This is a genomic window from Streptomyces sp. NPDC048514 (genome assembly GCF_043199955.1).
In the GTDB taxonomy this organism is placed as follows: Bacteria; Actinomycetota; Actinomycetes; order Streptomycetales; family Streptomycetaceae; genus Streptomyces.
Window position 1 is genome coordinate 147570 of sequence record NZ_JBICWT010000012.1, and the last position, 23863, is coordinate 171432.

The window sequence follows — 23863 nt, forward strand, 5'->3', positions numbered from 1 at the left end:
GGGTCGGCCGTGTCTGGCTCGACCCCTCCGCGGAAGCGCCGCTTCTCCCTGCGGAGAGCGGACCATGGGCCGTCCGGCGGCCCGCAGGGCGCGCGTGACGACGAGCGGGGCTCAGCAGGTGCGGGAGCCTCGCTCGAACCGGCGGCCGCCGGGGCAGACCTGCCGGCGCCGGAGCGGCACCCCGCGCCCGTCACCAGACGACGGGCCGCGGTGCTGCGTGAGAGAGCCCGGGAAGGGGCCAGGAAGGGCGGTGGCCGCGCCCGCGCGGGGCTGGCGTACCTCGCGGACCGGATCATCGAGATCGCCCCGCGTGTACCCGTACGTGACCTCGCGGCCCTGCGCAGACAGTTCCCGGGTCTCGGCCCCGAGGAACTGGCCGACAAGCTGGTGGCGGGCGCCGCGGCCGGGACCTCGGCCATCGGCGCCGGGGTCGGGGCGGCGGCGATGCTGCCGGTGCCGCCCGCCATGCCGACCGAGCTGGCCGCGGAGATCACCGGCGTGGCCGCGGTCGAGCTGAAGCTCATCGCCGAACTGCACGAGGTCTACGGCACACGTCCGCCCGGCAACCTGAAGACCCGCAGCGCCGCGTATCTGTCCTCCTGGTCGGGGGAGCGCGGCATCGACGTGATGAAGCCGTCGACGTACGACACGGCCCTCGGCGGGCGCATGAAACGCGAACTGCGTCAGCGGATCATGAAGCGGATGGTCCGCGACCTGCCCAACCTGATGCCGTTCATGGTGGGAGCCGCGGTCGGGGCGGTCATGAACCGCCGTGACACCAGAAGACTCGCCGGGCGCATCCGCGCCGACCTGCGCAAGATCCAGGTGCCGTGGGACGAGCTGCCCGAGCTGCCGCCCCTGGAGCGGCCGGCCGAGCCGCTGACGATGCGCGAGCGTCCCGGCGACCTCCCCGGGGAGTACTAGCCGTTCGCCCTGCGGGCCGCCTCGATCGCCGCGGCCAGCGCCTCCGGCTCCCGCGTCGACAGGTAGAGGTAGGGCGTCGGGTCCTCGGGATCGGTGACCAGCACGCGGAGCGCCGTCGGGATGTAGGACCGCAGCAGCAGGAAGGCGCGGGTGTCGGCCTTGTGCGTCCGCCAGGCGCGGGCCTCCGCGGCGTCCAGGATCTCGGACTCGCCCAGCGCCGACACCGGGATCTTCGCCTCGCCCGCGATCAGCGAGTCGCCCACGACACGGATGCGCGGGGAGCCGTACGCGCTGGCCACCACCGCCGCGGCAGCCGTACCGCCGACCAGGCCGCCGAGCAGCGGCAGGGTCCCGAAGGGCAGCAGGATCAGGGCGAAGGAGACGCCCACGAGGAAGCTGATCAGCCACCACGAGCGGGGGGCGGTGAGGCGTTCTTCGTAGGGGGTGGCGGAGAGCTGCATGGGGCCAAGCTTGGCACGGGATCCGAAGTCGGCCGGCGCGCGGGTAAGGTCTGCGCCTGTGAGTGGTAGTTCCGCAGCTCTTCAGCCTCCCGCCGACGCGGTGAAACCGGTACGGCACCCCGATGCGCCGGCACCCGGGCAGCTTCTCGGCGCCCACTACGAACACTGTTTCGGTTGTGGTCCCGGGCAGTCCCACGGTCTGCACCTGGAGGCCCGGGCCGGTGACGGCGTCTCGCTGACCGCCGAGTTCACCGTCCAGCCCGCCCACCAGGGCGCCCCCGGCCTCGCCCACGGCGGAGTGCTGGCCACCGCCCTGGACGAGACCCTCGGTTCGCTGAACTGGCTGCTGCGCACCATCGCGGTCACCGGCAGGCTGGAGACCGACTTCGTGCGGCCCGTGCCGGTCGGCACCACGCTGCACCTGGAGGCCGAGATCACCGCCGTCGCCGGGCGGAAGATCTACTCCACCGCCACCGGCCGCATCGGCGGCCCCGACGGTCCCGTCGCCGTGCGCGCCGACGCCCTCTTCATCGAGGTCAAGATGGACCACTTCATCGACCACGGCCGCACGGAGGAGATCCAGGCGGCCATGAACGACCCGGACCAGATCCGGCGCGCCCGCGCCTTCGAGGTGAACCCGTGAGCCGAGCCCCCCTGAGCGTGCTGATCCGGCGCGTCGATCCGGACGTACCGCTTCCGGCGTACGAGCACCCCGGCGACGCCGGAGCCGATCTGCGCACCACCGAGGCGTGCGAGCTGAAGCCCGGTGAGCGTGCCGTGCTGCCCACGGGTGTGTCGATCGCCCTCCCCGAGGGGTACGCGGCCTTCGTGCACGCGCGTTCCGGCCTCGCCGCCCGCTGCGGTGTGGCCCTCGTGAATGCCCCAGGGACGGTTGACGCCGGGTACCGTGGGGAGATCAAGGTGATCGTGGTGAACCTCGACCCGCGCGAGTCCGTGCGGTTCGAGCGCTTCGACCGGATTGCCCAACTGGTCGTCCAGCAGGTCGAGAGGGTCCGCTTCCAGGAGGTGGCGGAACTTCCCGGCTCAGCGCGGGCCGAAGGGGGCTTCGGGTCCACCGGTGGCCACGCCGCGGTGGGCGACGAGAGCGGCACAAGCGGCCGGGCCGCCGATGGCGGTCCGGCGGGTGGGAATCGATACGCTTCGGTCGTATCCGACCGGGAAGGACAGTGACGTGTTCGGACGTCGCAACAAGAAGGGTGCCGCCGAGGACGCGGCCGGCGAGGCCGAGCAGGTCGTCGACAGCGTCGACACCGAGGCGGACGAGGACGTGGAGGCCGAGCGCGGGCGCGTTCGGCTGGAGCCCGGGCCCCGGCCCGACGGGCCGTGGGACAGCGAAGAGGTACGGGACCCGGGTGAGGGCCGCGTGGACCTCGGCGGACTGTTCATCCCGGGCGTCGACGGCATGGAGCTGCGGGTCGAGGTCGCCGGTGACGCCATCGTCGCCGCGACCGTCGTGCTGCGTGACAGCGCCGTCCAGCTCCAGGGGTTCGCCGCGCCCAAGCGCGAGGGCATCTGGGGCGAGGTCCGCGAGGAGATCGCCTCCGGCATCACCCAGCAGGGTGGCATCGTCGACGAGGTCGAGGGCCCGCTGGGCTGGGAGCTGCGCGCTCAGGTACCGGTGCAGCTGCCGGACGGCACCGGCGGCTTCCAGGTCGTGCGGTTCGTCGGCGTGGACGGCCCGCGCTGGTTCCTGCGCGGTGTGATCTCCGGCCAGGGAGCGGTGCAGCCGCAGGCCGCAGGCCTGCTGGAGCAGATCTTCCGGGACACGGTCGTGGTCCGCGGCGAGGGCCCGATGGCGCCCCGCGACCCGATCGTCCTGAAGCTGCCCGACGACGCCCAGATGGTTCCCGAGGGCGTACAGCAGGAGGAGGGCTCGCGCTTCTCCGGCGGCATGGGCCAGCTGCAGCGCGGACCGGAGATCACCGAGGTCCGCTGACACCGGCACGACGCAAGGGCCGTACCCCTCGGGGTGCGGCCCTTTTCGCATGCCCTTTCCACCTGCCCTTTCGCATGCGTGACCTTTTGACGGCTCACCAAGTACCAGCTCGGCACGGCCGTCCCCGGCCGGCTGTGCGGCGGCGGGGTCACTCGCGCCCGGTCCCCGAGGACGACGGGGAGGGCGGAACGAGCCGGGGGGGGCGGAACGAGCGGGGGAGGGGGAACGCACCCCGACCGCGGGCCCGGCAGGGTCCCTCATCAGGGTTGCGTCAAAGTTGCCCGGTGGCCGCCCCCCGAGTCCCGAATGCCGGGCTCGCCGGCCGTAGGGTCGACGCTGCGTAGGCAGCAGTCACGGGAAGACAATGGAGCCATGGCACGCGGAAGGCTTCGGATCTATCTCGGTGCGGCACCGGGCGTGGGCAAGACCTACGCGATGCTCTCCGAGGCGCACCGCCGTGTCGAGCGGGGGACCGACTGCGTCGTCGCCTTCGTCGAGCACCACCCCAGGCCGCGCACCGACCTGCTGCTGCACGGCCTGGAACAGGTGACGCGCAGGCAGCTGGAGTACCGGGACACCACCTTCGGCGAGATGGACGTCGACGCCGTACTGCGCCGGGCCCCCGCCGTCGCCCTCGTGGACGAACTCGCCCACACCAACATCCCCGGCTCCCGCAACGCCAAGCGCTGGCAGGACGTCCAGGAGCTGCTCGCCGCCGGGATCGACGTGGTCTCGACCGTCGACATCCAGCACCTGGAATCGCTCGGCGACGTCGTGGAGTCGATCACCGGGGTGCGGCAGCGCGAGACGGTCCCGGACGAGGTGGTCCGTCGGGCCGACCAGATAGAGCTGGTCGACATGTCCCCGCAGGCGCTTCGCCGCCGTATGGCACACGGCAACATCTACCCGTCGGACAAGGTCGACGCGGCACTGTCCAACTACTTCCGCCCGGGAAACCTGACCGCCCTGCGCGAGCTGGCACTGCTGTGGGTGGCCGACCGGGTCGACGAGTACCTGAACCAGTACCGCAGCGAGCACCGGGTCTCCAAAATCTGGGGCTCCCGCGAGCGCATCGTCGTCGGACTGACCGGCGGCCCCGAGGGACGCACCCTCATCCGGCGCGCCGCGCGCCTCGCCGAGAAGGGTGCCGGTGGCGAGGTCCTCGCCGTCTACATAGCCCGCAGCGACGGCCTCACCTCCGCCTCGCCCGAGGAACTGGCCGTCCAGCGCACCCTGGTGGAGGACCTCGGCGGCACCTTCCACCACGTGGTCGGCGACGACATACCGGCCGCCCTGCTGGACTTCGCGCGCGGCGTCAACGCCACCCAGATCGTGCTGGGCTCCTCGCGCCGGAAGGCCTGGCAGTACGTCTTCGGGCCCGGTGTCGGCGCCACGGTCGCCCGGGAGTCCGGCTCCGACCTCGACGTCCACATCGTCACCCACGAGGAGGCCGCCAAGGGCCGCGGACTGCCCGTGGCCCGCGGCGGGCGCCTCGGGCGGGCCCGGGTCGTCACGGGCTGGGTGGTGGGCCTGGCCGGCCCGGCGGTCCTCGCGGTGCTGCTGAACACCGCCGGCCTCGGGCTCGCCAACGACATGCTGCTGTTCCTGGCCGTCACGGTGGCGGCGGCGCTGGTCGGCGGGCTGCTGCCCGCCCTGGCCTCCGCGGCCTTCGGCTCGCTGCTGCTGAACTACTTCTACACCCGGCCCCTGCACCGGCTGACCGTCGCCGACCCCAGGAACATCATCGCCATCGCGATCTTCGTCGGGGTCGGTGTGTCGGTCGCCTCGGTGGTGGACCTCGCGGCCCGGCGCACGCACCAGGCCGCCCGGCTGCGCGCCGAGTCCGAGATCCTCTCCTTCCTCGCCGGGAACGTGCTGCGCGGCGAGACGAGCCTGGAGGAGCTGCTGGAGCGGGTCCGCGAGACCTTCGCCGTGGAGTCGGCCGCCCTGCTGGAACGGGCGAGCGACGTGGACCCGTGGACCTGCGCCGGCCGCGCCGGGTCCGGCCCCCCGCTCGACCGGCCCGAGGACGCCGACGTGGACATGCCCGTCAGCGACCACATGGCGCTCGCGCTCACCGGCCGGGTGCTGCCCGCCGAGGACCGCCGGGTGCTCGCCGCCTTCGCCGCGCAGGCCGCCGTCGTCCTCGACCGCAGGCGGCTGCGGGAGGAGGCCGACCAGGCCCGCGTGCTGGCCGAGGGCAACCGCATCCGCACCGCCCTGCTGGCCGCGGTCAGCCACGACCTGCGCACACCGCTCGCCGGGATCAAGGTCGCGGTCACCTCCCTGCGCTCCGACGACGTGGCCTGGTCCGAGGAGGACCGGGCGGAGCTGCTCGAAGGCATCGAGGAGGGCGCCGACCGCCTCGACCACCTCGTGGGCAACCTCCTCGACGTGTCCCGCCTGCAGACCGGCACCGTCACCCCGCTCATCCGCGAGATCGACGTCGACGAGGTCGTCCCGATGGCGCTGGGCGGCGTGCCGGAGGACGGCGTCGACCTGGACGTGCCCGAGACCCTGCCCATGGTCGCCGTCGACCCCGGCCTGCTGGAGCGGTCGGTGGCCAACCTGGTGGAGAACGCCGTCAAGTACAGCCCGCGCGGGCGGCGCGTACTGGTCTCCGCCAGCGCCTTGGCCGATCGCGTCGAGGTGCGCGTGGTGGACCGCGGACCGGGGGTGCCGGACGAGGCCAAGGACCGCATCTTCGAGCCCTTCCAGCGGTACGGCGACGCTCCGCGCGGGGCCGGGGTCGGGCTCGGCCTCGCCGTCGCCCGGGGCTTCGCCGAGGCCATGGGCGGCACCCTGGACGCCGAGGACACGCCGGGCGGCGGGCTCACCATGGTGCTCAGCCTCCGCGCGGCAGGATCTCCTCCCGAACCACCGGCTTCCCGCCCGGACACCGCAGAACCAGAGAGGCAGACCCTATGCTGAGCCCGAACGGGGGGACCCCCACACGGGTGCTCGTGGTCGAGGACGAACCGCAGATCGTGCGCGCTCTCGTGATCAACCTCAAGGCGCGCAGGTACGAGGTCGACGCGGCCCCCGACGGCCGGACCGCCCTGGAGCTGGCCGCCTGCCGCCACCCCGACGTGGTGGTCCTCGACCTGGGCCTGCCCGACATGGACGGCGTCGAGGTGATCCGGGGGCTGCGCGGCTGGACCCGCGTCCCGATCCTGGTCCTGTCGGCCCGCCACTCCTCCGACGAGAAGGTCCAGGCGCTGGACGCGGGCGCCGACGACTACGTCACCAAGCCGTTCGGCATGGACGAGCTGCTGGCCCGGCTGCGGGCCGCCGTGCGCCGGGCCGAGCCGGTCGGCCCCGGCGAGGACGACGTGACGACCGTCGAGACGGCGAACTTCACCGTCGACCTCGCCGCCAAGAAGGTCGACCGCGGCGGCAAGGACGTCCGCCTCACTCCCACCGAGTGGCATCTGCTGGAGGTGCTGGTCCGCAACACGGGCCGCCTGGTCAGCCAGAAGCAGCTGCTGCAGGAGGTGTGGGGACCGTCGTACGGGACCGAGACGAACTACCTGCGGGTGTACATGGCCCAGCTGCGCCGGAAGCTGGAGACGAACCCCTCCCACCCGGAGCACTTCATCACGGAACCGGGAATGGGCTACCGGTTCGAGACGTGAGCTGGCTTACAGTGCTGCCGGCCCTCCCCGGTACCCTTCACATATGACTGCTGTTCCTCGATCCGAAAAGCCGGCCGGCCGGTTCCGGCGCATGCTCGACCGGCTCTCCTCGTCGCAGGAGGACCTGGAGTCCGAGGAGCTGCGCGAGGACGCCGAGACGGCGGGCTGTACCAAGATCGGCGACTGCCATGACCGGCAGATCGTCACCGTAACTGGTACGTTGCGCACGGTCACCCTGCGTCCGCGTGCCGGGGTTCCGGCCCTGGAGGCCGAGCTGTTCGACGGCTCGGCCGCGCTCGACGTCGTGTGGCTCGGCAGGCGCTCCATCGTGGGCATAGAACCGGGGCGCAAGCTGCTCGCATCGGGCCGGATCTCGATGAGCCGGGGCCGCCGGGTGCTGTTCAACCCGAAATACGAACTGCGACCCCTTGGACGGGAGTAGCCGGTGACGTCCCTCGACAAGCCGACCGAAGGTACCGACCAGAGTCCGCCGGCGGATGCCCGCGCGGTCACCGAGGCGGCGCTGTTCGAGGCGTTCGGCGGTGTCCGCGGCATGGTCGAGACGGTCGTGCCGGGCCTGCTGTTCGTCACGATCTTCACGATCGACAAGAACCTCCATCTCGCCGCGATCGCCGCCCTTGCCGTGTCCCTGGTGCTGGTCGTGGTCCGGCTGGCCATGAAGGACACCGTCAAGCACGCCTTCAGCGGCGTGTTCGGCGTGGCCTTCGGCGTCGTGTTCGCGATGTTCACCGGCAACGCCAAGGACTTCTACCTCCCCGGCATGCTCTACACGCTGGGCCTGGCGCTGGCGTACATCGTCACGACGCTCGCCGGCGTGCCCCTGATCGGCCTGATCCTGGGCCCGGTCTTCAAGGAGAACCTCTCCTGGCGCACCCGCAACCCCGGCCGCAAGAAGGCGTACGCGAAGGCCAGTTGGGCCTGGGGCCTGATCCTGCTGGCCAAGTGCGCGATCCTCTTCCCGCTGTACTGGTGGGCCGACACCACCTCGCTCGGCTGGATCCTGGTCGCCCTGAAGATCCCGCCGTTCCTGCTGGCGGTCTGGCTCACCTGGGTCTTCCTCGCCAAGGCGCCCGCGCCCATCGACGTGTTCGCGGAGATGGAGGCCGAGGAGAAGGCCGAGGAGCAGCGCAAGGCCGAGCAGGAGCGCGACGCCGCGCTGGCCGCCGAGGGCGGCGAAGCGGCCGGAGGACGCCACCGCCGGGAGGCGTGAGCAGCCGTCGTACGACGAAGAAGGGCGCCCCCGCTGCCGAGGGCGCCCTTCTCCGTTCGCGGTCGGGCCGGCTCGCGGTCCTGCTGCAAGGCCGGCCCGTGTTCTGCCGCGGTGAGACCGGCCCGCGATGCTGCTGCGGTCGGACCGGTCCTGTCCTTCTCCGTCCGCGGTCGGGCCGGCTCGCGTCTCTGCCGTGGCCGGCCCGGTTCCGTCTCTTCCGCGGTTCTGCGTGCAGGGCCGCTGTCAGGCCTGTTCGCGCCGCACCGACAGCAGCTCCTCCAGCTGCTCCTCCCGGGCCTGCGCGGCCACGAAGAGCAGTTCGTCGCCCGCCTCCAGGGAGTCCTCCTTGGAGGGCGTCAGCACCCGCGTGCCACGGATGATCGTGACCAGGGAGGTGTCCTGCGGCCACTCCACGTCGCCGACCTGGGTGCCGGCCAGGGCCGACTCCTCGGGCAGGGTCAGCTCGACCAGGTTGGCGTCGCCGTGGCTGAAGCGGAGCAGCCGGACCAGATCGCCGACGCTCACCGCCTCCTCGACCAGGGCGGACATCAGACGCGGCGTGGACACGGCCACGTCGACGCCCCAGGACTCGTTGAACAGCCACTCGTTCTTCGGGTTGTTCACCCGGGCGACGACGCGCGGAACGCCGTACTCCGTCTTGGCCAGCAGCGACACGACCAGGTTGACCTTGTCGTCGCCGGTCGCGGCGATGACGACGTTGCAGCGCTGCAGCGCCGCCTCGTCCAGTGACGTGATCTCGCAGGCGTCGGCCAGCAGCCACTCCGCCTGGGGCACCCGCTCCACCGAGATGGCGGTCGGGGCCTTGTCGATCAGCAGGACCTCGTGGCCGTTCTCCAGCAGCTCGCCCGCGATCGAGCGGCCGACGGCGCCGGCACCGGCAATGGCGACCCTCATCAGTGACCGCCCTCCTCTTCCGGGCCTCCGGCGAACGCCGCCTCGACCTTCTCCACGTCGTCCGTCCGCATCATCACGTGCACGAGGTCGCCCTCCTGCAGCACCGTCTGCGAGGTCGGCAGGATCGCCTCTCCCAGCCGGGTCAGGAACGCCACCCGGACGCCCGTCTCCTCCTGCAGCTTGCTGATCTTGTGCCCGACCCACTTCGGGGAGGCGTGCACCTCGGCGAGCTGGACACCGCCGGTGGGGTCGCGCCACAACGGCTCGGCCCCGGACGGCAGCAGGCGGCGCAGCATCTGGTCGGCGGTCCAGCGGACCGTGGCCACGGTGGGGATGCCCAGGCGCTGGTAGACCTCGGCCCGGCGGGGGTCGTAGATGCGGGCGGCCACGTTCTCCACACCGAACATCTCGCGGGCCACGCGCGCGGAGATGATGTTGGAGTTGTCACCGCTGGAGACGGCGGCGAAGGCGCCGGCCTCCTCGATACCCGCCTCGCGCAGGGTGTCCTGGTCGAAGCCGACACCGGTGACCCGGCGGCCCCCGAATCCCGGGCCGAGCCGGCGGAAGGCGGTGGGGTCCTGGTCGATCACGGCGACCGTGTGTCCCTGTTGCTCCAGGGTCTGGGCGAGGGCGGAACCCACTCGTCCGCAGCCCATGATGACGATGTGCACGACCGTCCTTCCGGTGTCCAAAAGTTACTGCTCAGCATCAGGGTCTCAGACCGACGCCCAAAGCTACACACGGGCGGTTCGGGGTGTGCACCCCCGGACCCGGGTTTCCGCGATCAGCGGCGACCCGGGCCCGCGGCCACCTCGATCAGCTGCGCCGCTCCCCGTCGGTGAGCACGGACCGCGCCCACCGGCGAGTGATGCTGCGCACGCTGCACCGGGTCAGGATTCCGAGGCCGACGAGGGCGACCGTGGCCCCGATCAGCTCAGCGGTCGCGGGCATGGAACCTCCGAAGTGCGAAGACAGGCGGGGTTTGCCATCTAGGCACGGAAGACGGACCCACCGCGGAATCCGCAGTTCCAGTGAGGCTGGAGTTCACTCGTGGGGCAGATACGGGACGGCGACTGGGCGGCTGCCTGTTCGAAGGCTTACGATCCTCTCTCGTGTCCAAACTGACCGACGTGCCCAAACGGATTTTGATCGGGCGCGCACTGCGCAGTGACCGGTTGGGCGAAACGCTCCTACCGAAGCGCATCGCACTGCCCGTCTTCGCCTCCGACCCGCTGTCCTCCGTCGCCTACGCGCCGGGGGAGGTCCTGCTGGTCCTGTCCATCGCGGGTGTGTCGGCGTACCACTTCAGCCCCTGGATCGCCGTCGCGGTCGTCGTGCTGATGTTCACCGTGGTCGCCTCCTACCGGCAGAACGTGCACGCGTACCCGAGCGGTGGCGGCGACTACGAGGTCGCCACGACCAACCTGGGTCCCAAGGCCGGTCTGACCGTCGCCAGCGCCCTGCTCGTGGACTACGTCCTCACCGTGGCCGTCTCCATCGCCTCCGGCATCGAGAACCTCGGCTCCGCGATCCCCTTCGTGGTCGAGCACAAGGTGCTGTGCGCGACCGCCGTGATCATCCTGCTCACGCTGATGAACCTGCGCGGCGTCAGGGAGTCGGGCAAGCTCTTCGCGATCCCGACGTACGTCTTCGTGGGCGGCGTCTTCATCATGGTCGCGTGGGGCGCCTTCCGGGGCCTGGTCCTCGGCGACACCATGCGCGCCCCGACGGCCGACTTCCACATCAAGGCCGAGCACCAGGGCCTCGCCGGCTTCGCGCTCGTCTTCCTGCTCCTGCGCGCCTTCTCCTCCGGCTGTGCCGCCCTGACGGGCGTGGAGGCCATCTCCAACGGCGTCCCCGCCTTCCGCAAGCCCAAGTCGAAGAACGCGGCGACCACGCTCGCGATGATGGGCCTGCTGGCCGTCACCATGTTCTGCGGCATCATCGCCCTGGCGATGTCGACCAAGGTGCGTATGGCCGAGCACCCGGCCACCGACCTGATCCACAACGGCAGCCCGGTCGGTTCCGGCTACGTCCAGAACCCGGTGATCTCCCAGGTCGCCGAGGCGGTGTTCGGCAAGGGCAGCTTCCTGTTCATCCTGCTGGCGGCCGCCACCGCCCTGGTGCTGTTCCTCGCGGCCAACACGGCGTACAACGGCTTCCCGCTGCTCGGCTCGATCCTCGCCCAGGACCGCTACCTCCCGCGCCAGTTGCACACCCGCGGCGACCGCCTCGCCTTCTCCAACGGCATCGTGCTGCTCGCCGGCGCGGCCGCCCTGCTGGTGGTCATCTACGGTGCCGACTCCACGCGCCTGATCCAGCTGTACATCGTCGGCGTGTTCGTGTCCTTCACGCTCAGCCAGACCGGCATGGTCCGGCACTGGAACCGCCATCTGGCCGTCGAGAGGGACCCGGCCAAGCGCCGCCACATGGTCCGCTCCCGCGCGATCAACGCGTTCGGCGCCTTCTTCACCGGCCTGGTGCTGGTCGTCGTCCTGGTCACCAAGTTCACCCACGGTGCCTGGGTGGCGCTGCTCGGCATGTGCATCTTCTACGCGACCATGACCGCGATCCGGAAGCACTACGACCGCGTGGCCGAGGAGATCGCGGCCCCCGAGGGCCCCTCCGACGACATGGTCCGCCCCTCCCGCGTGCACTCCGTCGTCCTCATCTCCAAGATCCACCGCCCGACGCTGCGCGCCCTGGCCTATGCCAAGCTGATGCGCTCGGACACCCTGGAGGCCCTGACGGTCAACGTCGACCCGGCCGAGACCAAGGCGCTGCGCGAGGAGTGGGAGCGGCGCGGTATCGACGTACCGCTGAAGGTCCTGGACTCGCCGTACCGCGAGGTGACCCGGCCGGTGATCGAGTACGTCAAGAGCCTGCGCAAGGAGTCCCCGCGCGACGCGGTCTCGGTGATCATCCCCGAGTACGTGGTCGGCCACTGGTACGAGCACCTGCTGCACAACCAGAGCGCCCTGCGCCTGAAGGGCCGCCTGCTGTTCACCCCGGGCGTCATGGTGACCTCGGTGCCCTACCAGCTGCAGTCCTCCGAGGCGGCCAAGCTGCGGGCCCGCAAGCGCCAGGAATGGAACGCTCCGGGCGCGGTCCGCCGCGGTCCGGCGGTGGAGCGGCCGAAGGAGTCGGCACCCGCCAAGGACTGAGGCGCGGCGGGGAGGCCGTAGACTGGTGGGCTGTTGTCCGGCCCGACCGGTGTACGGCCGTCCCCGCGGCGCTGTTTCCGCCCGCTCGAGTCCCCTTCTTCGATCTGGAGTCACCCCACCATGCAGGCAGAACCGACGAAGTCGCTGGTGGGCGAGGAGTACGAGGTCGAGATCGGCCCCGTCGCCCACGGCGGCCACTGCATCGCCCGTACCTCCGAGGGCCAGGTGCTGTTCGTCCGGCACACGCTGCCCGGCGAGCGGGTGGTGGCCCGGGTGACCGAGGGTGAGGAGGGCGCCCGCTTCCTGCGGGCGGACGCGGTGGAGATCCTGCAGGCCGCCAAGGACCGCATCGAGGCCCCCTGCCCCTTCGCCGGCCCCGGCCGCTGCGGCGGCTGCGACTGGCAGCACGCCAAGCCGGGCGCCCAGCGCCGCCTCAAGGGCGAGGTGATCGCCGAGCAGCTCCAGCGGCTCGCGGGCCTCACGCCCGAGGAGGCCGGCTGGGACGGCACGGTGATGCCGGCCGAGGGGGACAAGCTGCCGGCCGGCCAGGTGCCGCAGTGGCGGACGCGGATGCAGTACGCGGTGGACGCCGACGGCAACGCCGGCCTGCGCCGCCACCGCTCGCACGAGGTCGAGCCGATCGACCACTGCATGATCGCCGCGGCCGGCGTCAGCGAGCTGGGCATCGAGGACCGGGACTGGTCCGGCATGGCCTCCGTCGAGGCGATCGCCGCGACGGGTTCCCAGGACCGCATGGTGATCCTGGAGCCGCGCCCCGGCGCCCGGCTGCCGCTCGTCGAGCTGGACCGGCCCGTCTCCGTCATGCGGGTCGACGAGCACGACGGCGGTGTTCACCGCGTCCACGGCCGCGCCTTCGTGCGCGAGCGGGCCGACGACCACACCTACCGCGTGGGCAGCGGCGGCTTCTGGCAGGTCCATCCGCAGGCCGCCGACACCCTGGTCAAGGCCGTCATGCAGGGTTTGCTGCCCCGCAAGGGCGAGATGGCCCTGGACCTGTACTGCGGCGTCGGCCTCTTCGCCGGCGCCCTGGCCGACCGCCTCGGCGAGAAGGGCGCGGTCCTCGGCATCGAGTCCGGCAAGCGGGCGGTGGAGGACGCGCGGCACAACCTGGCCGGCTTCCCGCGCGTCCGGATCGAGCAGGGCAAGGTCGAGTCGGTCCTGCCGCGCACGGGGATCACGGAGGTCGACCTCGTCGTCCTCGACCCGCCCCGCGCGGGCGCCGGCCGCCAGACGGTCGCCCACCTCGCCACCCTGGGCGCCCGCCGCATCGCCTACGTCGCCTGCGACCCCGCCGCCCTGGCCCGCGACCTCGGCTACTTCCGCGAGGGCGGCTACCGGGTACGGACACTGCGCGCGTTCGACCTGTTCCCGATGACGTCGCACGTGGAGTGCGTGGCGATTCTCGAACCTGCGGGCAAGGGTGCCTGACCCGCTGTTTGTTCGCTGCCTGAGCGCGTCACGGATACATGCCTGGTGCATCTCTGCATGGCGATGACACTCCGACTCCCCGACGACCTCGACGCGAAGCCCACCGAGCGGGCTCGTCGGGAGGGGACCACCTCAAGTGACCGGCCCGCGATCACGCGCTGTTCGACGGGAACAAGCGCACCGAAGAACAGGCTGCGGCTGCTGGAGACGTACCGCGGCTGGCCACGTAGGCCGGCCCGGTCGGCGCCGCCTGCCGGTTGGTCAGCGGTCGGACATCGCAGGCGGTGACGACATCAGGTGCATGTCGCCCGAGAGGATGGCCCGCTGCAGATCCTGCAGCGGGCGCCCGGGCTCGAGCCCCAGCTCGTCGTTGAGCGTCTTGCGCACCGACTGGTACACCTTCAGCGCGTCCGCCTGCCGCTCCGAGCGGTAGAGCGCCAGCATGAGCTGGCGGTAGAACGCCTCGCACATGGGGTTCTCGGCGGTGAGGGAGTAGAGCATGCTCACCGCCTGGCGGTGCCGGCCGAGTTGGAGCTGGCACTCGGCGAGCATCTCCTGGCACTCCCGGCGGATCTCGGTGAGCCAGGTCGAGAAACCGTCGATGATCGGGCCCTTGGCGCCGGTTCCGTCGACGCTGTGGCCCAGGATCGGGCCGCGCCACAGCGCGAGCGCCTGGCTGAAACAGGACGCGGCCTCGTCCGTGCGCTGCTCGCGGAGCAACGATCGCCCCACGTCGACGATTTCGGGGAAGATCTGGGCGTCTATCTGGTCGTCGCCCTTGTGCAGCACGTAGCCCGGCGCCCGGGTCTCGACGGGGTTGCCACTCGCGCCGGGCAGCTTCAGGAACTTGCGGAGCCGGGAGATGTACACGTGCAGACCCGCGGCGGCGCGCCGTGGCAGATTCTCGCCCCAGATCTCCCGCATCAGCTGTTCCGGGGAGACCAGATGGTCCGCCCGGATGAGCAGCACCGTGAGGACGATCTCCACTTTCTGCGCATGAAGCGTGAAGTACGTGTTCTCGTCCCGGACGCGGAGCGGGCCCAGAATCTCGTACCTCACCGGGCGCCCTCCCCTGCGGTCGCGGGTATCGGGGGACGGTGACCGCCGACCGATACGCCGGAGTGGGGGCGGTCCGACACAAGGGGTGGGAGAGAGGCAGGCACGGTCTATCCCTTCGTCAGGAACGCTGACAACGTTCTCGCCACATTGCGGAGCCGGTCCCGATCATGCACACCTCAAAGATTAAACGGCAATATAGACACGTCGACACCGGGGCGGAATGAGACATTCCGTATTCTGTGTCGCGCGATTTCCGGACGCCAGTGGTGTGGCATTCTGGAGAGGATTGTTACCTCCTCTTGGTTGAATATGGCGAGACGCTGCTGACCTGGGAGATCATTATGGCTTCGGTGGCGACCGGAAACGCTCTGTTCTCTGAGGGGCGTCGGAGCCGGAACCATCGGCGCCACGATTGTGTCTTGTTGTTTTCTGCCACGCGCCGTGTCGAACGCCCTAAACCGGTCGTCGCTGGACGGCGTCGGTGATCACCGCGGTCACCAGCTTGTCGACGGCGTCCGTGGCCGGCGGGCCGGGGTCGCGGTCCGCGAACAGGAGATGGCCGCCACCGGTCAGGGAGAGCGTGAGCGAGTCGATGTCGGCGTCGGCCGCGATACGCCCCCGGTCGCGTTCGTCGGCGAGATAGGCGGAGAGGGCGCTCGAGACCTGAGCGAGGATCGCGATGCCGCCACCGGGCATGACCTGCCGCAGCCGGGCGCGGAGCTCGTCCCGGAACGTGATCAGCGGGATGATCGCCACCGGCACCGGCCCGAACAGGGTGAACAGCGCGCTGGTGAGGTTCTCCGCCACGGTGCCGGTCCCGGCCGACTCGCGCAGCGCGCTCGCCTCCTTCTCCAGCCGCCCGGCCCGGTCGAGCACGAGGTCGGTGAGGAAGGCGTCGAAGTCGCTGAAATGCCGGTACAGGACGCCCTTGGCGCAGCCCGCCTCGTCGGTGACGGCCCGGCCCGTCAGGCCGTTCGGACCGCTGCGCAGGAGCACGCGCTCGGCGGCGTCGAACAACTGCTGTCTCGCGTCGCGAAGGTGCACCCCAGTCGGCACTCGCCCGTCCTCTCGTACGCCGACCCGCCCGCGCCCGGTCGTCGCCCACTGAGCGCACGCCCATAAAGGTGGGCACCTGCTCATCTTACCGTGAGGCGACAACAATGTCTTCGGCCAGGGCATACAGAAGCCGGTGACCCTCTGCAAGGGCCGCGCCCGCCACGACGCGTCGGGATTTATCCGGCGACGATCCCGGCGGCGACTGCCAGACCGACCAGATGCGATTTGGTGCTGGCCCCGACACGGCGCCGCGCCTCGGTGAGGTGTTCGTCGACGGTGGTCTTCGAGATGCCGAGCCGCCGGGCGGTCTCCTTCGCCGTCAGCCCCAGTGCCGCGAGCCGCACCACCTCGGTCTGTCTCGGTGTGAGCGCGTGGGCGACATCTGAGATGTCCGGTTCGAGGATGGCCATTCCGGTCCTCTCTCGTGCTCAGGCTCTGGGACGGGCTCGACGTGTTCCGAAAGATTCTGCGCTTCCGGGACGTAACCGTGCGTCACGTCCCGGGGCTGCGCGTTTTGCGACCATCCTGAAGGGCGCCCCTAAAACTGTTCTTGCGCGAGTCTTGCGCCGGCCGGCCGCCGCATCGCCCCTCGGGCCCGGGTCTTCAGCGCGGCGGGCAGCTCCGCGCAAGACCGGGGCTAGGCCGGCTTTAGCCGCACGGGCCACACTGTGCCGGGCCGCCCGCCCCTGCATCGCGTGCCGGCCAACCACCGCCTGCCCCCGCAACGCCCACGGCGACGGCGAGGAGAACCCATGAGTGACCGACTCGCGCACATCCTCGACGAGGTACGCCAGTACCACCGAGAGACCAGTGACGACAGGGAATTCGCCGCCGGCGTCACGGAGATCTGGCCGTCCGGGGCCGTGCTCGACGACGCGGACAGGGCCGCCGTGGTCGAAGCGGCCCTGATGCTGCGGATCGCGGCGGGCCGATCGGCCCGCAAGTTCGAATCGGCCTTCGCCCGGCGCATGGGCCACCGGAAGGCGCATCTCACCAACTCCGGTTCCTCGGCGAACCTCCTGGCCCTCACCGCCCTCACCTCACCCCAGCTCGAACAGCGCAGGCTCGTGCCGGGTGACGAGGTGATCACGGTGGCGGCGGGCTTCCCCACGACCGTCAACCCCATCCTGCAGAACGGCCTCGTGCCGGTCTTCGTCGACATCGACCTGCGCACGTACAACACGACCGCGGAGCGCGTCGAGAAGGCCATCGGGCCCCGCACCCGGGCCATCATGATCGCGCACGCCCTCGGTAACCCCTTCGAGGTGGCGGAGGTGGCCCAACTCGCCGCCGAACACGACCTGCTGCTGATCGAGGACACCTGCGACGCGGTCGGCAGCACCTACAAGGGACAGCTCGTGGGAACCTTCGGCGACCTCGCCACCGTCAGCTTCTATCCGGCCCATCACCTGACGATGGGCGAGGGCGGCTGCGTGCTCACCTCGAACCTGGCCCTGGCGCGGATCGTGGAGTCGCTGCGAGACTGGGGCCGGGACTGCTGGTGCGAACCGGGGGAGAGCGACACCTGCCGCAAACGGTTCGGCTACCAGATGGGGACGCTGCCGGCCGGCTACGACCACAAGTACATCTTCTCCCACGTGGGCTACAACCTGAAGACGACCGATCTGCAAGCCGCACTCGGTCTGTCCCAGCTGGACAAGCTCGACGACTTCTGCGCCGCGCGGCGGCGCAACTGGGGACGGCTGCGCTCCGGTCTCGCCGAGGTGCCCTGGCTGCTGCTGCCGGAACCCGCGCCCGGCAGCGACCCGAGCTGGTTCGGCTTCGCCATCACCGTCGACCCCGAAGCGCCCTTCAACCGCGCGGAGCTCGTGGACTTCCTGGAGAACCGCAAGATCGGCACGCGCCGGCTCTTCGCGGGCAACCTGACCCGCCACCCCGCCTACCTCGGCCGCGAGTTCCGCGTCTGCGGCGAGCTGACCAACAGCGACATCGTCACCGAGCACACCTTCTGGATCGGCGTCTACCCCGGCCTCACCGAGGAGATGATCGACTACGTCATCGCCTCCGTCACCGAGTTCGCAGGGGCCCACAGGTGACCGTGCCCGGCTCCATCCGGACCGCGCCGCGGCTCAAGGCCCGGCGGGCCGCCGGGCTGCCCGACCGGATCGCCCGGTCCGCGGCCGCGCCGGCCGGCGAAAGCGCGGACGAGATCCGCCAATGGCTCGGGCGGCGCCGCGCGCAGGCCTCGTTCGCGGTGGACCGCATTCCCTTCGAAGCGCTGGAGGACTGGTCGTTCGCCCCGGAGACCGGAAACCTCGCCCACCGCAGCGGCCGGTTCTTCACCGTGGAAGGGCTGCACGCCGCGATCGGTGAGCATCCCGAGCGGACGGAGTGGCACCAGCCCGTCATCGTCCAGTCGGAGGTCGGGATCCTGGGCATCCTCGCCCGGGAGTTCGACGGAGTGCTGCACTTCTTGATGCAGGCCAAGATGGAGCCGGGCAACCCCGGACTGCTCCAGCTCTCGCCCACCGTGCAGGCCACGTACAGCAACTACACCAAGGTCCACAAGGGCGCGGCCGTCCGCTACCTGGAGTACTTCACCGACCCCTCCCGGGGGCGCGTCCTTACGGACGTGCTGCAGTCCGAGCACGGCGCCTGGTTCCACCGCAAGCGCAACCGCAACATGATCGTCGAGACCAGCGGCCCGGTACCCGAGCACGAGGACTTCCGCTGGCTCACCCTGCGCCAGATCCATCAGCTTCTGCGGCACGACAACACCGTGAACATGGACGCTCGTTCGGTTCTCGCCGCCCTGCCGGTGTGCGGCGCGCCGCACGCGTTGCACTCGGACACGGAGCTGCTGTCCTGGCTGGCCCTGCGCCGGTCCGCGATCCCGATCCGCAGCGAACGCATCCCGCTCGCCGGCGTAGCGGGCTGGACGCGCGGCGCCTCCTCGATCGACCACGACGACGACCGCTACTTCCGCACCGTGGCCGTGTCGGTACGGGCGAGCAACCGCGAGGTCGGCCACTGGACCCAGCCGTTGATCGAGCCTCGCGGCGAAGGCGTGGTCGCCTTCGTCACCCGCACGTTCGCGGGCGTGCCCCACGTGCTGGCCCGGGCCCGCGCCGAAGGCGGCTCCACCGAGGTGGAGCTGGGCCCCACGGTCCAGTGCCAGCCCAGAAGCCATGCCCATCTGCCCGTCGCGGAGCGACCGCTCTTCCTCGACCTGGTCACGACGGCGCCCCCGTCGCGGGTCCGCTACCGCGCCCTGCACTCCGAGGAGGGCGGCCGTTTCCTGAACTCGGTGAGCCGCTACCTCGTCGTGGCGGCCGACGAGGGCGACGTGCCGCTCGCCGCGCCGCCCGGGTTCTGCTGGGTCTCCCGGGCCCAGCTCGCCGCGCTCACCCGGTACAGCCACTACGTCAACGTCCAGGCGCGGACCCTGCTGTTGTGCCTGAACGCGCTGGACGAAGACGCCTGAGCCGGTACCCGCTCACCGCCCGGGGCCACCCGCGAGCGGTTCCCACCAGGAGCGGTGGTCCCGGTACCAGGCGACCGTCTCGGCGAGCCCGGACTCGAAGTCGCGTCGAGGGCGGTAGCCCAGTTCGCTGCGGGCCTTGACGTCGAGGATCGAGTACCGCCGGTCGTGCCCCTTGCGATCCGCCACGTGGCGCACCTGGTCCCAGGTGCCGCCACAGACCTTGAGCAGCAGCTCCGTCAGTTCGCGGTTGGTCAGCTCGGTGCCGCCGCCGAGGTTGTAGACCTCGCCCGGACGCCCGCCGGTGCGTACGAGATCCACCCCGCGGCAGTGGTCCTCGACGTGCAGCCACTCCCGTACGTGCTCGCCGTCGCCGTACAGCGGTACATCGTCGCCCGTCAGCAGCCGGCAGACGAAGAGGGGGATGATCTTCTCCGGGAACTGCCGCGGCCCGTAGTTGTTGCTGCACCGGGTCACCCGGACGTCCAGGCCGTGGGTGCGGTGGTAGGAGAGAGCGATCAGATCGGAGCCCGCCTTGGAAGCCGCGTAGGGGGAGCTGGGGCCGAGGGCGTCCTCCTCGGTGAAGCGGCCGGCCGCGATGGACCCGTAGACCTCGTCGGTGGACACGTGCACGAAGCGGCCGACCCCGCGGCGCAGTGCCGCGTCGAGGAGCGTCTGGGTGCCGGTCACGTTGGTGCGTACGAACGCGCCCGGGCCTGCGATGGACCGGTCGACGTGGGACTCGGCCGCGAAGTGCACCACCTGGTCGGTCCGGGACATGAGGCGGTCCACGAGCGCGGCGTCGCAGATGTCCCCCTGGACGAAGCTGAGCCGCGGGTGCGTGACGTCCAGGTTGTCGATCCGGCCCGCGTAGGTCAGTTTGTCGAGCACGGTGACATGGGAGACCTCGACGGGGCCGGGCGCGAGCAGCATCCGGACGTACGCGGAACCGATGAAGCCGGCCGCGCCGGTGACCAGCAGACGCATCACTCCTCCATCAGCTCGGCGGGTGTCGGGTTGAGCTGGTGGGCGAGCGCGCTGCGCATGACGTACTGGCCGTAGGGCGAACCGTCCATCTCGGCGCCGAGGCGGTAGCAGGCGTCCGCGCCGATGAAGCCCATGTACATGGCGATCTCTTCGACGCAGCCCAGACTGATGCCCTGGTGATGTTGTATGTCCCGGACGAACCGGCCCGCGTCGAGCAGCGATTCGTGGGTTCCGGCGTCCAGCCAGGTGACGCCCCGGCCGAGCCACACGAGGTCGGCGCGGCCCTCGGCCAGGTACGCGCGCAGGACGTCCGTGATCTCCAGCTCGCCGCGCCTGGAGGGGCGCAGCCCGCGGGCGATGTCCGTCACCGTGTCGTCGAAGAAGTACAGGCCCGGGATCGCGAGGTTGGAGCGCGGCTGCTCCGGTTTCTCCTCGATGGAGACAAGCCGGCCCTTCGCGTCGATCTCGGCGACGCCGAAGTGCTGGGGCTCGGCGACCTGATGCCCGAAGAGGACACAGCCGCGCAGCTTGCGCACCGTCCTGCGCAGCATGGAGGGCAGCTTGGCGCCGTGGAAGAGGTTGTCACCGAGGATCAGGGCGCACTCCTCGCCCGCGATGTGCGGGGCACCGACTAGGAAGGCGTCGGCGATGCCCCTCGGTTCCTCCTGGGCCGCGTAGTCGATGCGCATGCCCAGCCTGCTGCCGTCGCCGAACAGCTTGCGGAACAACACGAGTTCCGCGGGCCGGGCGATGATGAGCACGTCGTCGATGCCGGTGAGCATCAGCACGGACAACGGGTAGTACACCATGGGTTTGTCGTAGACCGGAGCGAGCTGCTTGGAACCCACGAGGGTGAGGGGCTGAAGCCGGGTCCCGTTGCCGCCCGCCAGGATGATGCCCTTCACCGGCGAGGATTCTTGTAGAGGGCCTGCCAGAGATAGCTCCACGGAAGGGCGCGGCCGTCACCGACGCAGGTCCAGGCGGAGCCCGGCCGGTACCCGTCGACGAAGGCGGGGACCGCGGCCTGCACCGCCTCGCTGTCGTGGATGTCCAGCAGCTGTCGCAGGGGCCCGTTCTCCAGCGCCATCTGTACGGCCTCCTCGCCCTGCAGATAGCCGTCCAGGCTCTTGTCGATGTACTTGCCGACCGGGTTCTTCACGTAGAAGGCCGAACAGGTCGCGTCGATCAGGTCGAGATAGGACCGGACCGTCTCCGGAGCCATCTCGGTCATCGAGTGGATGTTGATACACAGGTCGAAGCGCTCCGAGCGCAGGGAGGTGTCCGTCAGGCTCTCGACCTCGATGAAATCGATCAGCTTGAAGCGGGGCTCGTCCAGGACCTCGCGCAGATAGGCCCTGCTCAGCTCCAGCGTGTTCTTCAGATCGACGATGCAGTAGCCGGAGAGATCGTGATTGGACATGATCATGTGGCACGTGCGTCCGTAACCGGCGCCGATCTCCAGGACCCTGGCGCCGTCCAGGTCGATCTCGCTCTCGATGAAACCGACCTCGAACGTTGCCTGCAGATAGTCCAGGCAGAGCGTCTCACCCTGGCACCGCACCGTGGTCGGGCCGCCGACCTCCCGGTGGGGGGTCCTGCTGATCCGCGCTAGCTCCCGCGGGGTCAGCGCCATGCCCAGGTTGTAGGCCAGTGTCTTGAGGTAGCGGACCCCGTTCGTCGACGGGTCCCAGAGGGAGAGCTTGAAGTTCCTCGGGTCGGACTTCAGCTGCGTCAGGTCGGCGCCGGCGTCCTCAGTGATCCAGCGGTTCTGTATGCGCTCCCACTGGCGGCTGGCCTGGAAGTTGTGTTCCATTTCGCTCCATCCTGGTCTGACGATGCGGTGCGAACGCCTCGCGGAGCAGATCGGCGAAGGGCTCGGGGTGTTCCTGAAAACCGGTGTGTCCCGCGGGGAAGGCGGCCAGCGGGGTGTCGAGCAGCTCGGCGAGGGCCGCCGCGGTCCGGTGGTAGAGCTGCCCCCGGGACGTCGTGCCACCCGCCACGACCACGGGGACGGACGCGGTCCGCAGCGCGTCGAGGTCGGGCCGGTAGCGCGTGGTGGGCTGGAGAATGCGGCCGAAGAAGCGGTCGAGGATCGCCCGGACGTCCTTCGGCGGCGTGTACAGAGCACGGGTCGACGCCTGCCCGGCCGGAGGCGGCGAGGCGAAGCCGACACCGGACAGGGCCGAGTACTTGCGCAGGGCCACGTCCCGGCGCCCTGCGGCGTAGTCCTCGCAGAGATCGTCGATGGCGGCCCGCACCTGCCGCGCGTCGGGCAGGAGCTCGGTCACCGGCGGCTCGTGCGCCACCAGGCTGCGCACCGCGTCCGGATGCCGGGCTAGCAGGGCCAGACCGGTGGTGGCTCCGCCGCTGTTGCCGAACACATGCGCCGGTCCGGCGTCCAGCTCCGCTATCAGCCGGCGTACGTCGTCCGCGACCAGCTCGGGCGGGGCCGGCTGGTCCGGGTCGCTGAGGGTGCTGCGCAGGATGCCGCGGGGATCGTAGGACACGACGGTGAAGTCCGCGGCGAGCAGGGTCGCGAGGGCTGTGAACCCCCTGCTGCCCATGGGCGAACCGATCATCAGGAGCAGGGGGCCGTGGCCGCGTACGTCGTAGCACAGCCGCGCCCCCGGCACGTCCAGGGTGTGGGTCGTGGTGGTGACGTGGGCCGGGCTCTCCTCGTCCGCGCCCTGCCGGGCGCCGTCCGTCGCCGCGTCCATCAGTACGCTTCCTTGGCGTTGACCCAGTCCGGTACGTAGCGCTGCCCCGGCACCGGGCGGTAGTGGCCCCAGCGGGGCTCGTCGCCCGAGGGGGTGTCGCCGAGCACCACGACGCGCAGGCCCCGGCGGTGCTCGGAGTAGTCGTCGACCGCGTAGTGCTGCGTGACCCTGTTGTCCCAGATCGCCACCGAGCCCGGCCGCCACTGGTAGCGGCAGGTGAACTCGGGGGAGGTGGAGAAGCGGTACAGGTACTGCAGGAGCGCGTCGCTCTCGTTCCGGTTCAGTTGCGCGATGTGTGAGGTGTGGGCCCGGTTGACGAACAGGGCCCGGCGGCCCGTCTCCGGGTGGACCCGCACGACGGGGTGCTCGGCCTGGCTGTCCAGGCCCGGAATGTGGATGGAGTGGACGGCGGTGAGCCCGTCGAGCAGATCGCGCAGCGGCGCGGACAGCCCCTCGTACGCCAGATACTGGTTCGACCACATCGTGTCGCCGCCCTGTGCGGGACCGTCGACGATCTGCAGGACGGAGCCGATGGGCGGGTTCGGGGCGTAGGTCATGTCGGTGTGCCAGATCGGGATCTTGCCGTTCTGCTCCGAGTCGATGATCTGGATCTGCGGATGCCCGTCCAGGTGAGGCAGGTAGGCGTGCTCCTCCAGCTCGCCGAACCTGCGGCCGAAGGCGATGCGCGACTCGGCCGACCAGCCCTCCTGGTCCGGAATGAAGATCACCAGGTGTTTCAGCAGCAGCCGCCGCAGCTCGGCGAAGTCCGCGTCGGTGATGTCCTCGAGGCGTACGCCGTGGATCTCGGCGCCCAGCGCACTGGTGAGCGGCCTGACCTCGAAGGCCGTGGTGATGATGTCTGACAC

At 70.7% G+C, this 23863-nt stretch carries 24 protein-coding genes; 12 read left to right on the forward strand and 12 right to left on the reverse strand.

Going from position 1 to position 23863, the window contains the following annotated elements; genetic code table 11:
• The first annotated feature begins 9 nt into the window (after positions 1–9).
• Positions 10–924 (forward strand): hypothetical protein, encoded by a 915-nt coding sequence (locus tag ACGFT2_RS26505; protein ID WP_393282493.1) that lies wholly within the window; start codon positions 10–12, stop codon positions 922–924.
• On the opposite strand, the gene ACGFT2_RS26510 is transcribed toward ACGFT2_RS26505, so the two are convergent.
• Positions 921–1385, reverse strand: coding sequence for a DUF3093 domain-containing protein (locus ACGFT2_RS26510; protein WP_393282495.1), 465 nt, complete (start codon positions 1383–1385; stop codon positions 921–923). The genes ACGFT2_RS26505 and ACGFT2_RS26510 overlap by 4 nt on opposite strands.
• A 58-nt stretch (positions 1386–1443) precedes the next feature.
• On the opposite strand from ACGFT2_RS26510, the gene ACGFT2_RS26515 reads away from it, so the two are divergent.
• From ACGFT2_RS26515 to ACGFT2_RS26545, 7 genes are all read left to right on the forward strand, one after another.
• The gene (locus ACGFT2_RS26515; RefSeq protein WP_393282497.1) at positions 1444–2028 is read left to right on the forward strand and encodes a PaaI family thioesterase; all 585 of its coding nucleotides are present in this window, start codon (positions 1444–1446) and stop codon (positions 2026–2028) included.
• Positions 2025–2576 (forward strand): dUTP diphosphatase, encoded by a 552-nt coding sequence (dut, locus tag ACGFT2_RS26520; protein ID WP_393282500.1) that lies wholly within the window; start codon positions 2025–2027, stop codon positions 2574–2576. The genes ACGFT2_RS26515 and dut overlap by 4 nt, the downstream gene beginning before the upstream one ends.
• Position 2577: 1 nt before the next feature.
• Positions 2578–3342, forward strand: a complete 765-nt coding sequence (locus ACGFT2_RS26525; protein WP_393282503.1) for a DUF3710 domain-containing protein — start codon at positions 2578–2580, stop codon at positions 3340–3342.
• 372 nt (positions 3343–3714) lie between these two features.
• Entirely contained in the window at positions 3715–6273 is a 2559-nt protein-coding gene (locus ACGFT2_RS26530) for an ATP-binding protein (protein ID WP_393282506.1), read from the forward strand.
• Positions 6267–6977 (forward strand): response regulator, encoded by a 711-nt coding sequence (locus ACGFT2_RS26535; protein WP_393282509.1) that lies wholly within the window; start codon positions 6267–6269, stop codon positions 6975–6977. The genes ACGFT2_RS26530 and ACGFT2_RS26535 overlap by 7 nt, the downstream gene beginning before the upstream one ends.
• Before the next feature lie 43 nt (positions 6978–7020).
• A complete protein-coding gene (locus ACGFT2_RS26540) occupies positions 7021–7419 on the forward strand; it encodes an OB-fold nucleic acid binding domain-containing protein (RefSeq protein ID WP_393282512.1) in 399 nt (132 codons plus the stop codon).
• A gap of 3 nt (positions 7420–7422) precedes the next feature.
• On the forward strand, positions 7423–8208 hold the full coding sequence (locus ACGFT2_RS26545; protein WP_393282515.1) for a DUF3159 domain-containing protein: 786 nt from the start codon (positions 7423–7425) through the stop codon (positions 8206–8208).
• Positions 8209–8451: 243 nt separating this feature from the next.
• Here the strand turns inward: ACGFT2_RS26545 and ACGFT2_RS26550 are convergent, their stop codons facing one another.
• The 3 genes from ACGFT2_RS26550 to ACGFT2_RS26560 all read right to left on the reverse strand — a co-directional run bounded on the left by ACGFT2_RS26550 (position 8452) and on the right by ACGFT2_RS26560 (position 10074).
• Positions 8452–9123 carry a TrkA family potassium uptake protein gene (locus ACGFT2_RS26550; RefSeq protein ID WP_353599743.1) on the reverse strand — a complete coding sequence of 224 codons (672 nt, stop codon included), beginning with the start codon at positions 9121–9123 and terminating at the stop codon, positions 8452–8454.
• Complete coding sequence (locus tag ACGFT2_RS26555) at positions 9123–9794, reverse strand: TrkA family potassium uptake protein (protein ID WP_225827021.1); 672 nt, start codon at positions 9792–9794, stop codon at positions 9123–9125. The genes ACGFT2_RS26550 and ACGFT2_RS26555 overlap by 1 nt, the downstream gene beginning before the upstream one ends.
• Positions 9795–9939: 145 nt before the next feature.
• A complete protein-coding gene (locus tag ACGFT2_RS26560) occupies positions 9940–10074 on the reverse strand; it encodes a hypothetical protein (RefSeq protein ID WP_393282519.1) in 135 nt (44 codons plus the stop codon).
• A 161-nt stretch (positions 10075–10235) separates the two neighbouring features.
• Between ACGFT2_RS26560 and ACGFT2_RS26565 the strand changes: the two genes are divergently transcribed.
• Together ACGFT2_RS26565 and ACGFT2_RS26570 are read left to right on the forward strand one after the other, a co-directional pair.
• Positions 10236–12287 carry an APC family permease gene (locus ACGFT2_RS26565; protein WP_393282522.1) on the forward strand — a complete coding sequence of 684 codons (2052 nt, stop codon included), beginning with the start codon at positions 10236–10238 and terminating at the stop codon, positions 12285–12287.
• 120 nt (positions 12288–12407) lie between these two features.
• On the forward strand, positions 12408–13736 hold the full coding sequence (locus tag ACGFT2_RS26570) for a class I SAM-dependent RNA methyltransferase (RefSeq protein WP_393282525.1): 1329 nt from the start codon (positions 12408–12410) through the stop codon (positions 13734–13736).
• Positions 13737–13997: 261 nt separating this feature from the next.
• Here the strand turns inward: ACGFT2_RS26570 and ACGFT2_RS26575 are convergent, their stop codons facing one another.
• The 3 genes from ACGFT2_RS26575 to ACGFT2_RS26585 all read right to left on the reverse strand — a co-directional run bounded on the left by ACGFT2_RS26575 (position 13998) and on the right by ACGFT2_RS26585 (position 16261).
• Positions 13998–14795, reverse strand: coding sequence for a BTAD domain-containing putative transcriptional regulator (locus ACGFT2_RS26575; RefSeq protein ID WP_393282528.1), 798 nt, complete (start codon positions 14793–14795; stop codon positions 13998–14000).
• Between the two features lie 453 nt (positions 14796–15248).
• Positions 15249–15851 (reverse strand): TetR/AcrR family transcriptional regulator, encoded by a 603-nt coding sequence (locus ACGFT2_RS26580; protein WP_393282531.1) that lies wholly within the window; start codon positions 15849–15851, stop codon positions 15249–15251.
• A gap of 176 nt (positions 15852–16027) precedes the next feature.
• The gene (locus ACGFT2_RS26585; RefSeq protein ID WP_007821235.1) at positions 16028–16261 is read right to left on the reverse strand and encodes a helix-turn-helix transcriptional regulator; all 234 of its coding nucleotides are present in this window, start codon (positions 16259–16261) and stop codon (positions 16028–16030) included.
• Positions 16262–16603: 342 nt separating this feature from the next.
• Between ACGFT2_RS26585 and rfbH the strand changes: the two genes are divergently transcribed.
• Together rfbH and ACGFT2_RS26595 are read left to right on the forward strand one after the other, a co-directional pair.
• Positions 16604–17908, forward strand: coding sequence for a lipopolysaccharide biosynthesis protein RfbH (gene rfbH, locus ACGFT2_RS26590; protein ID WP_393282534.1), 1305 nt, complete (start codon positions 16604–16606; stop codon positions 17906–17908).
• Entirely contained in the window at positions 17905–19296 is a 1392-nt protein-coding gene (locus ACGFT2_RS26595) for an NDP-hexose 2,3-dehydratase family protein (RefSeq protein WP_393282537.1), read from the forward strand. The genes rfbH and ACGFT2_RS26595 overlap by 4 nt, the downstream gene beginning before the upstream one ends.
• 12 nt (positions 19297–19308) lie before the next feature.
• Here ACGFT2_RS26595 and rfbB read toward each other — a convergent pair whose 3' ends face one another.
• From rfbB to ACGFT2_RS26620, 5 genes are read right to left on the reverse strand one after another with little or no spacing between them, the layout of a single operon-like run.
• Complete coding sequence (rfbB, locus tag ACGFT2_RS26600) at positions 19309–20280, reverse strand: dTDP-glucose 4,6-dehydratase (RefSeq protein ID WP_393282540.1); 972 nt, start codon at positions 20278–20280, stop codon at positions 19309–19311.
• Entirely contained in the window at positions 20280–21185 is a 906-nt protein-coding gene (rfbA, locus tag ACGFT2_RS26605; RefSeq protein ID WP_393282543.1) for a glucose-1-phosphate thymidylyltransferase RfbA, read from the reverse strand. The genes rfbB and rfbA overlap by 1 nt, the downstream gene beginning before the upstream one ends.
• Complete coding sequence (locus ACGFT2_RS26610; protein WP_393282546.1) at positions 21182–22093, reverse strand: putative sugar O-methyltransferase; 912 nt, start codon at positions 22091–22093, stop codon at positions 21182–21184. The genes rfbA and ACGFT2_RS26610 overlap by 4 nt, the downstream gene beginning before the upstream one ends.
• On the reverse strand, positions 22032–22997 hold the full coding sequence (locus ACGFT2_RS26615; protein ID WP_393282549.1) for an alpha/beta fold hydrolase: 966 nt from the start codon (positions 22995–22997) through the stop codon (positions 22032–22034). The genes ACGFT2_RS26610 and ACGFT2_RS26615 overlap by 62 nt, the downstream gene beginning before the upstream one ends.
• Complete coding sequence (locus ACGFT2_RS26620; protein ID WP_393282551.1) at positions 22997–23863, reverse strand: TauD/TfdA dioxygenase family protein; 867 nt, start codon at positions 23861–23863, stop codon at positions 22997–22999. The genes ACGFT2_RS26615 and ACGFT2_RS26620 overlap by 1 nt, the downstream gene beginning before the upstream one ends.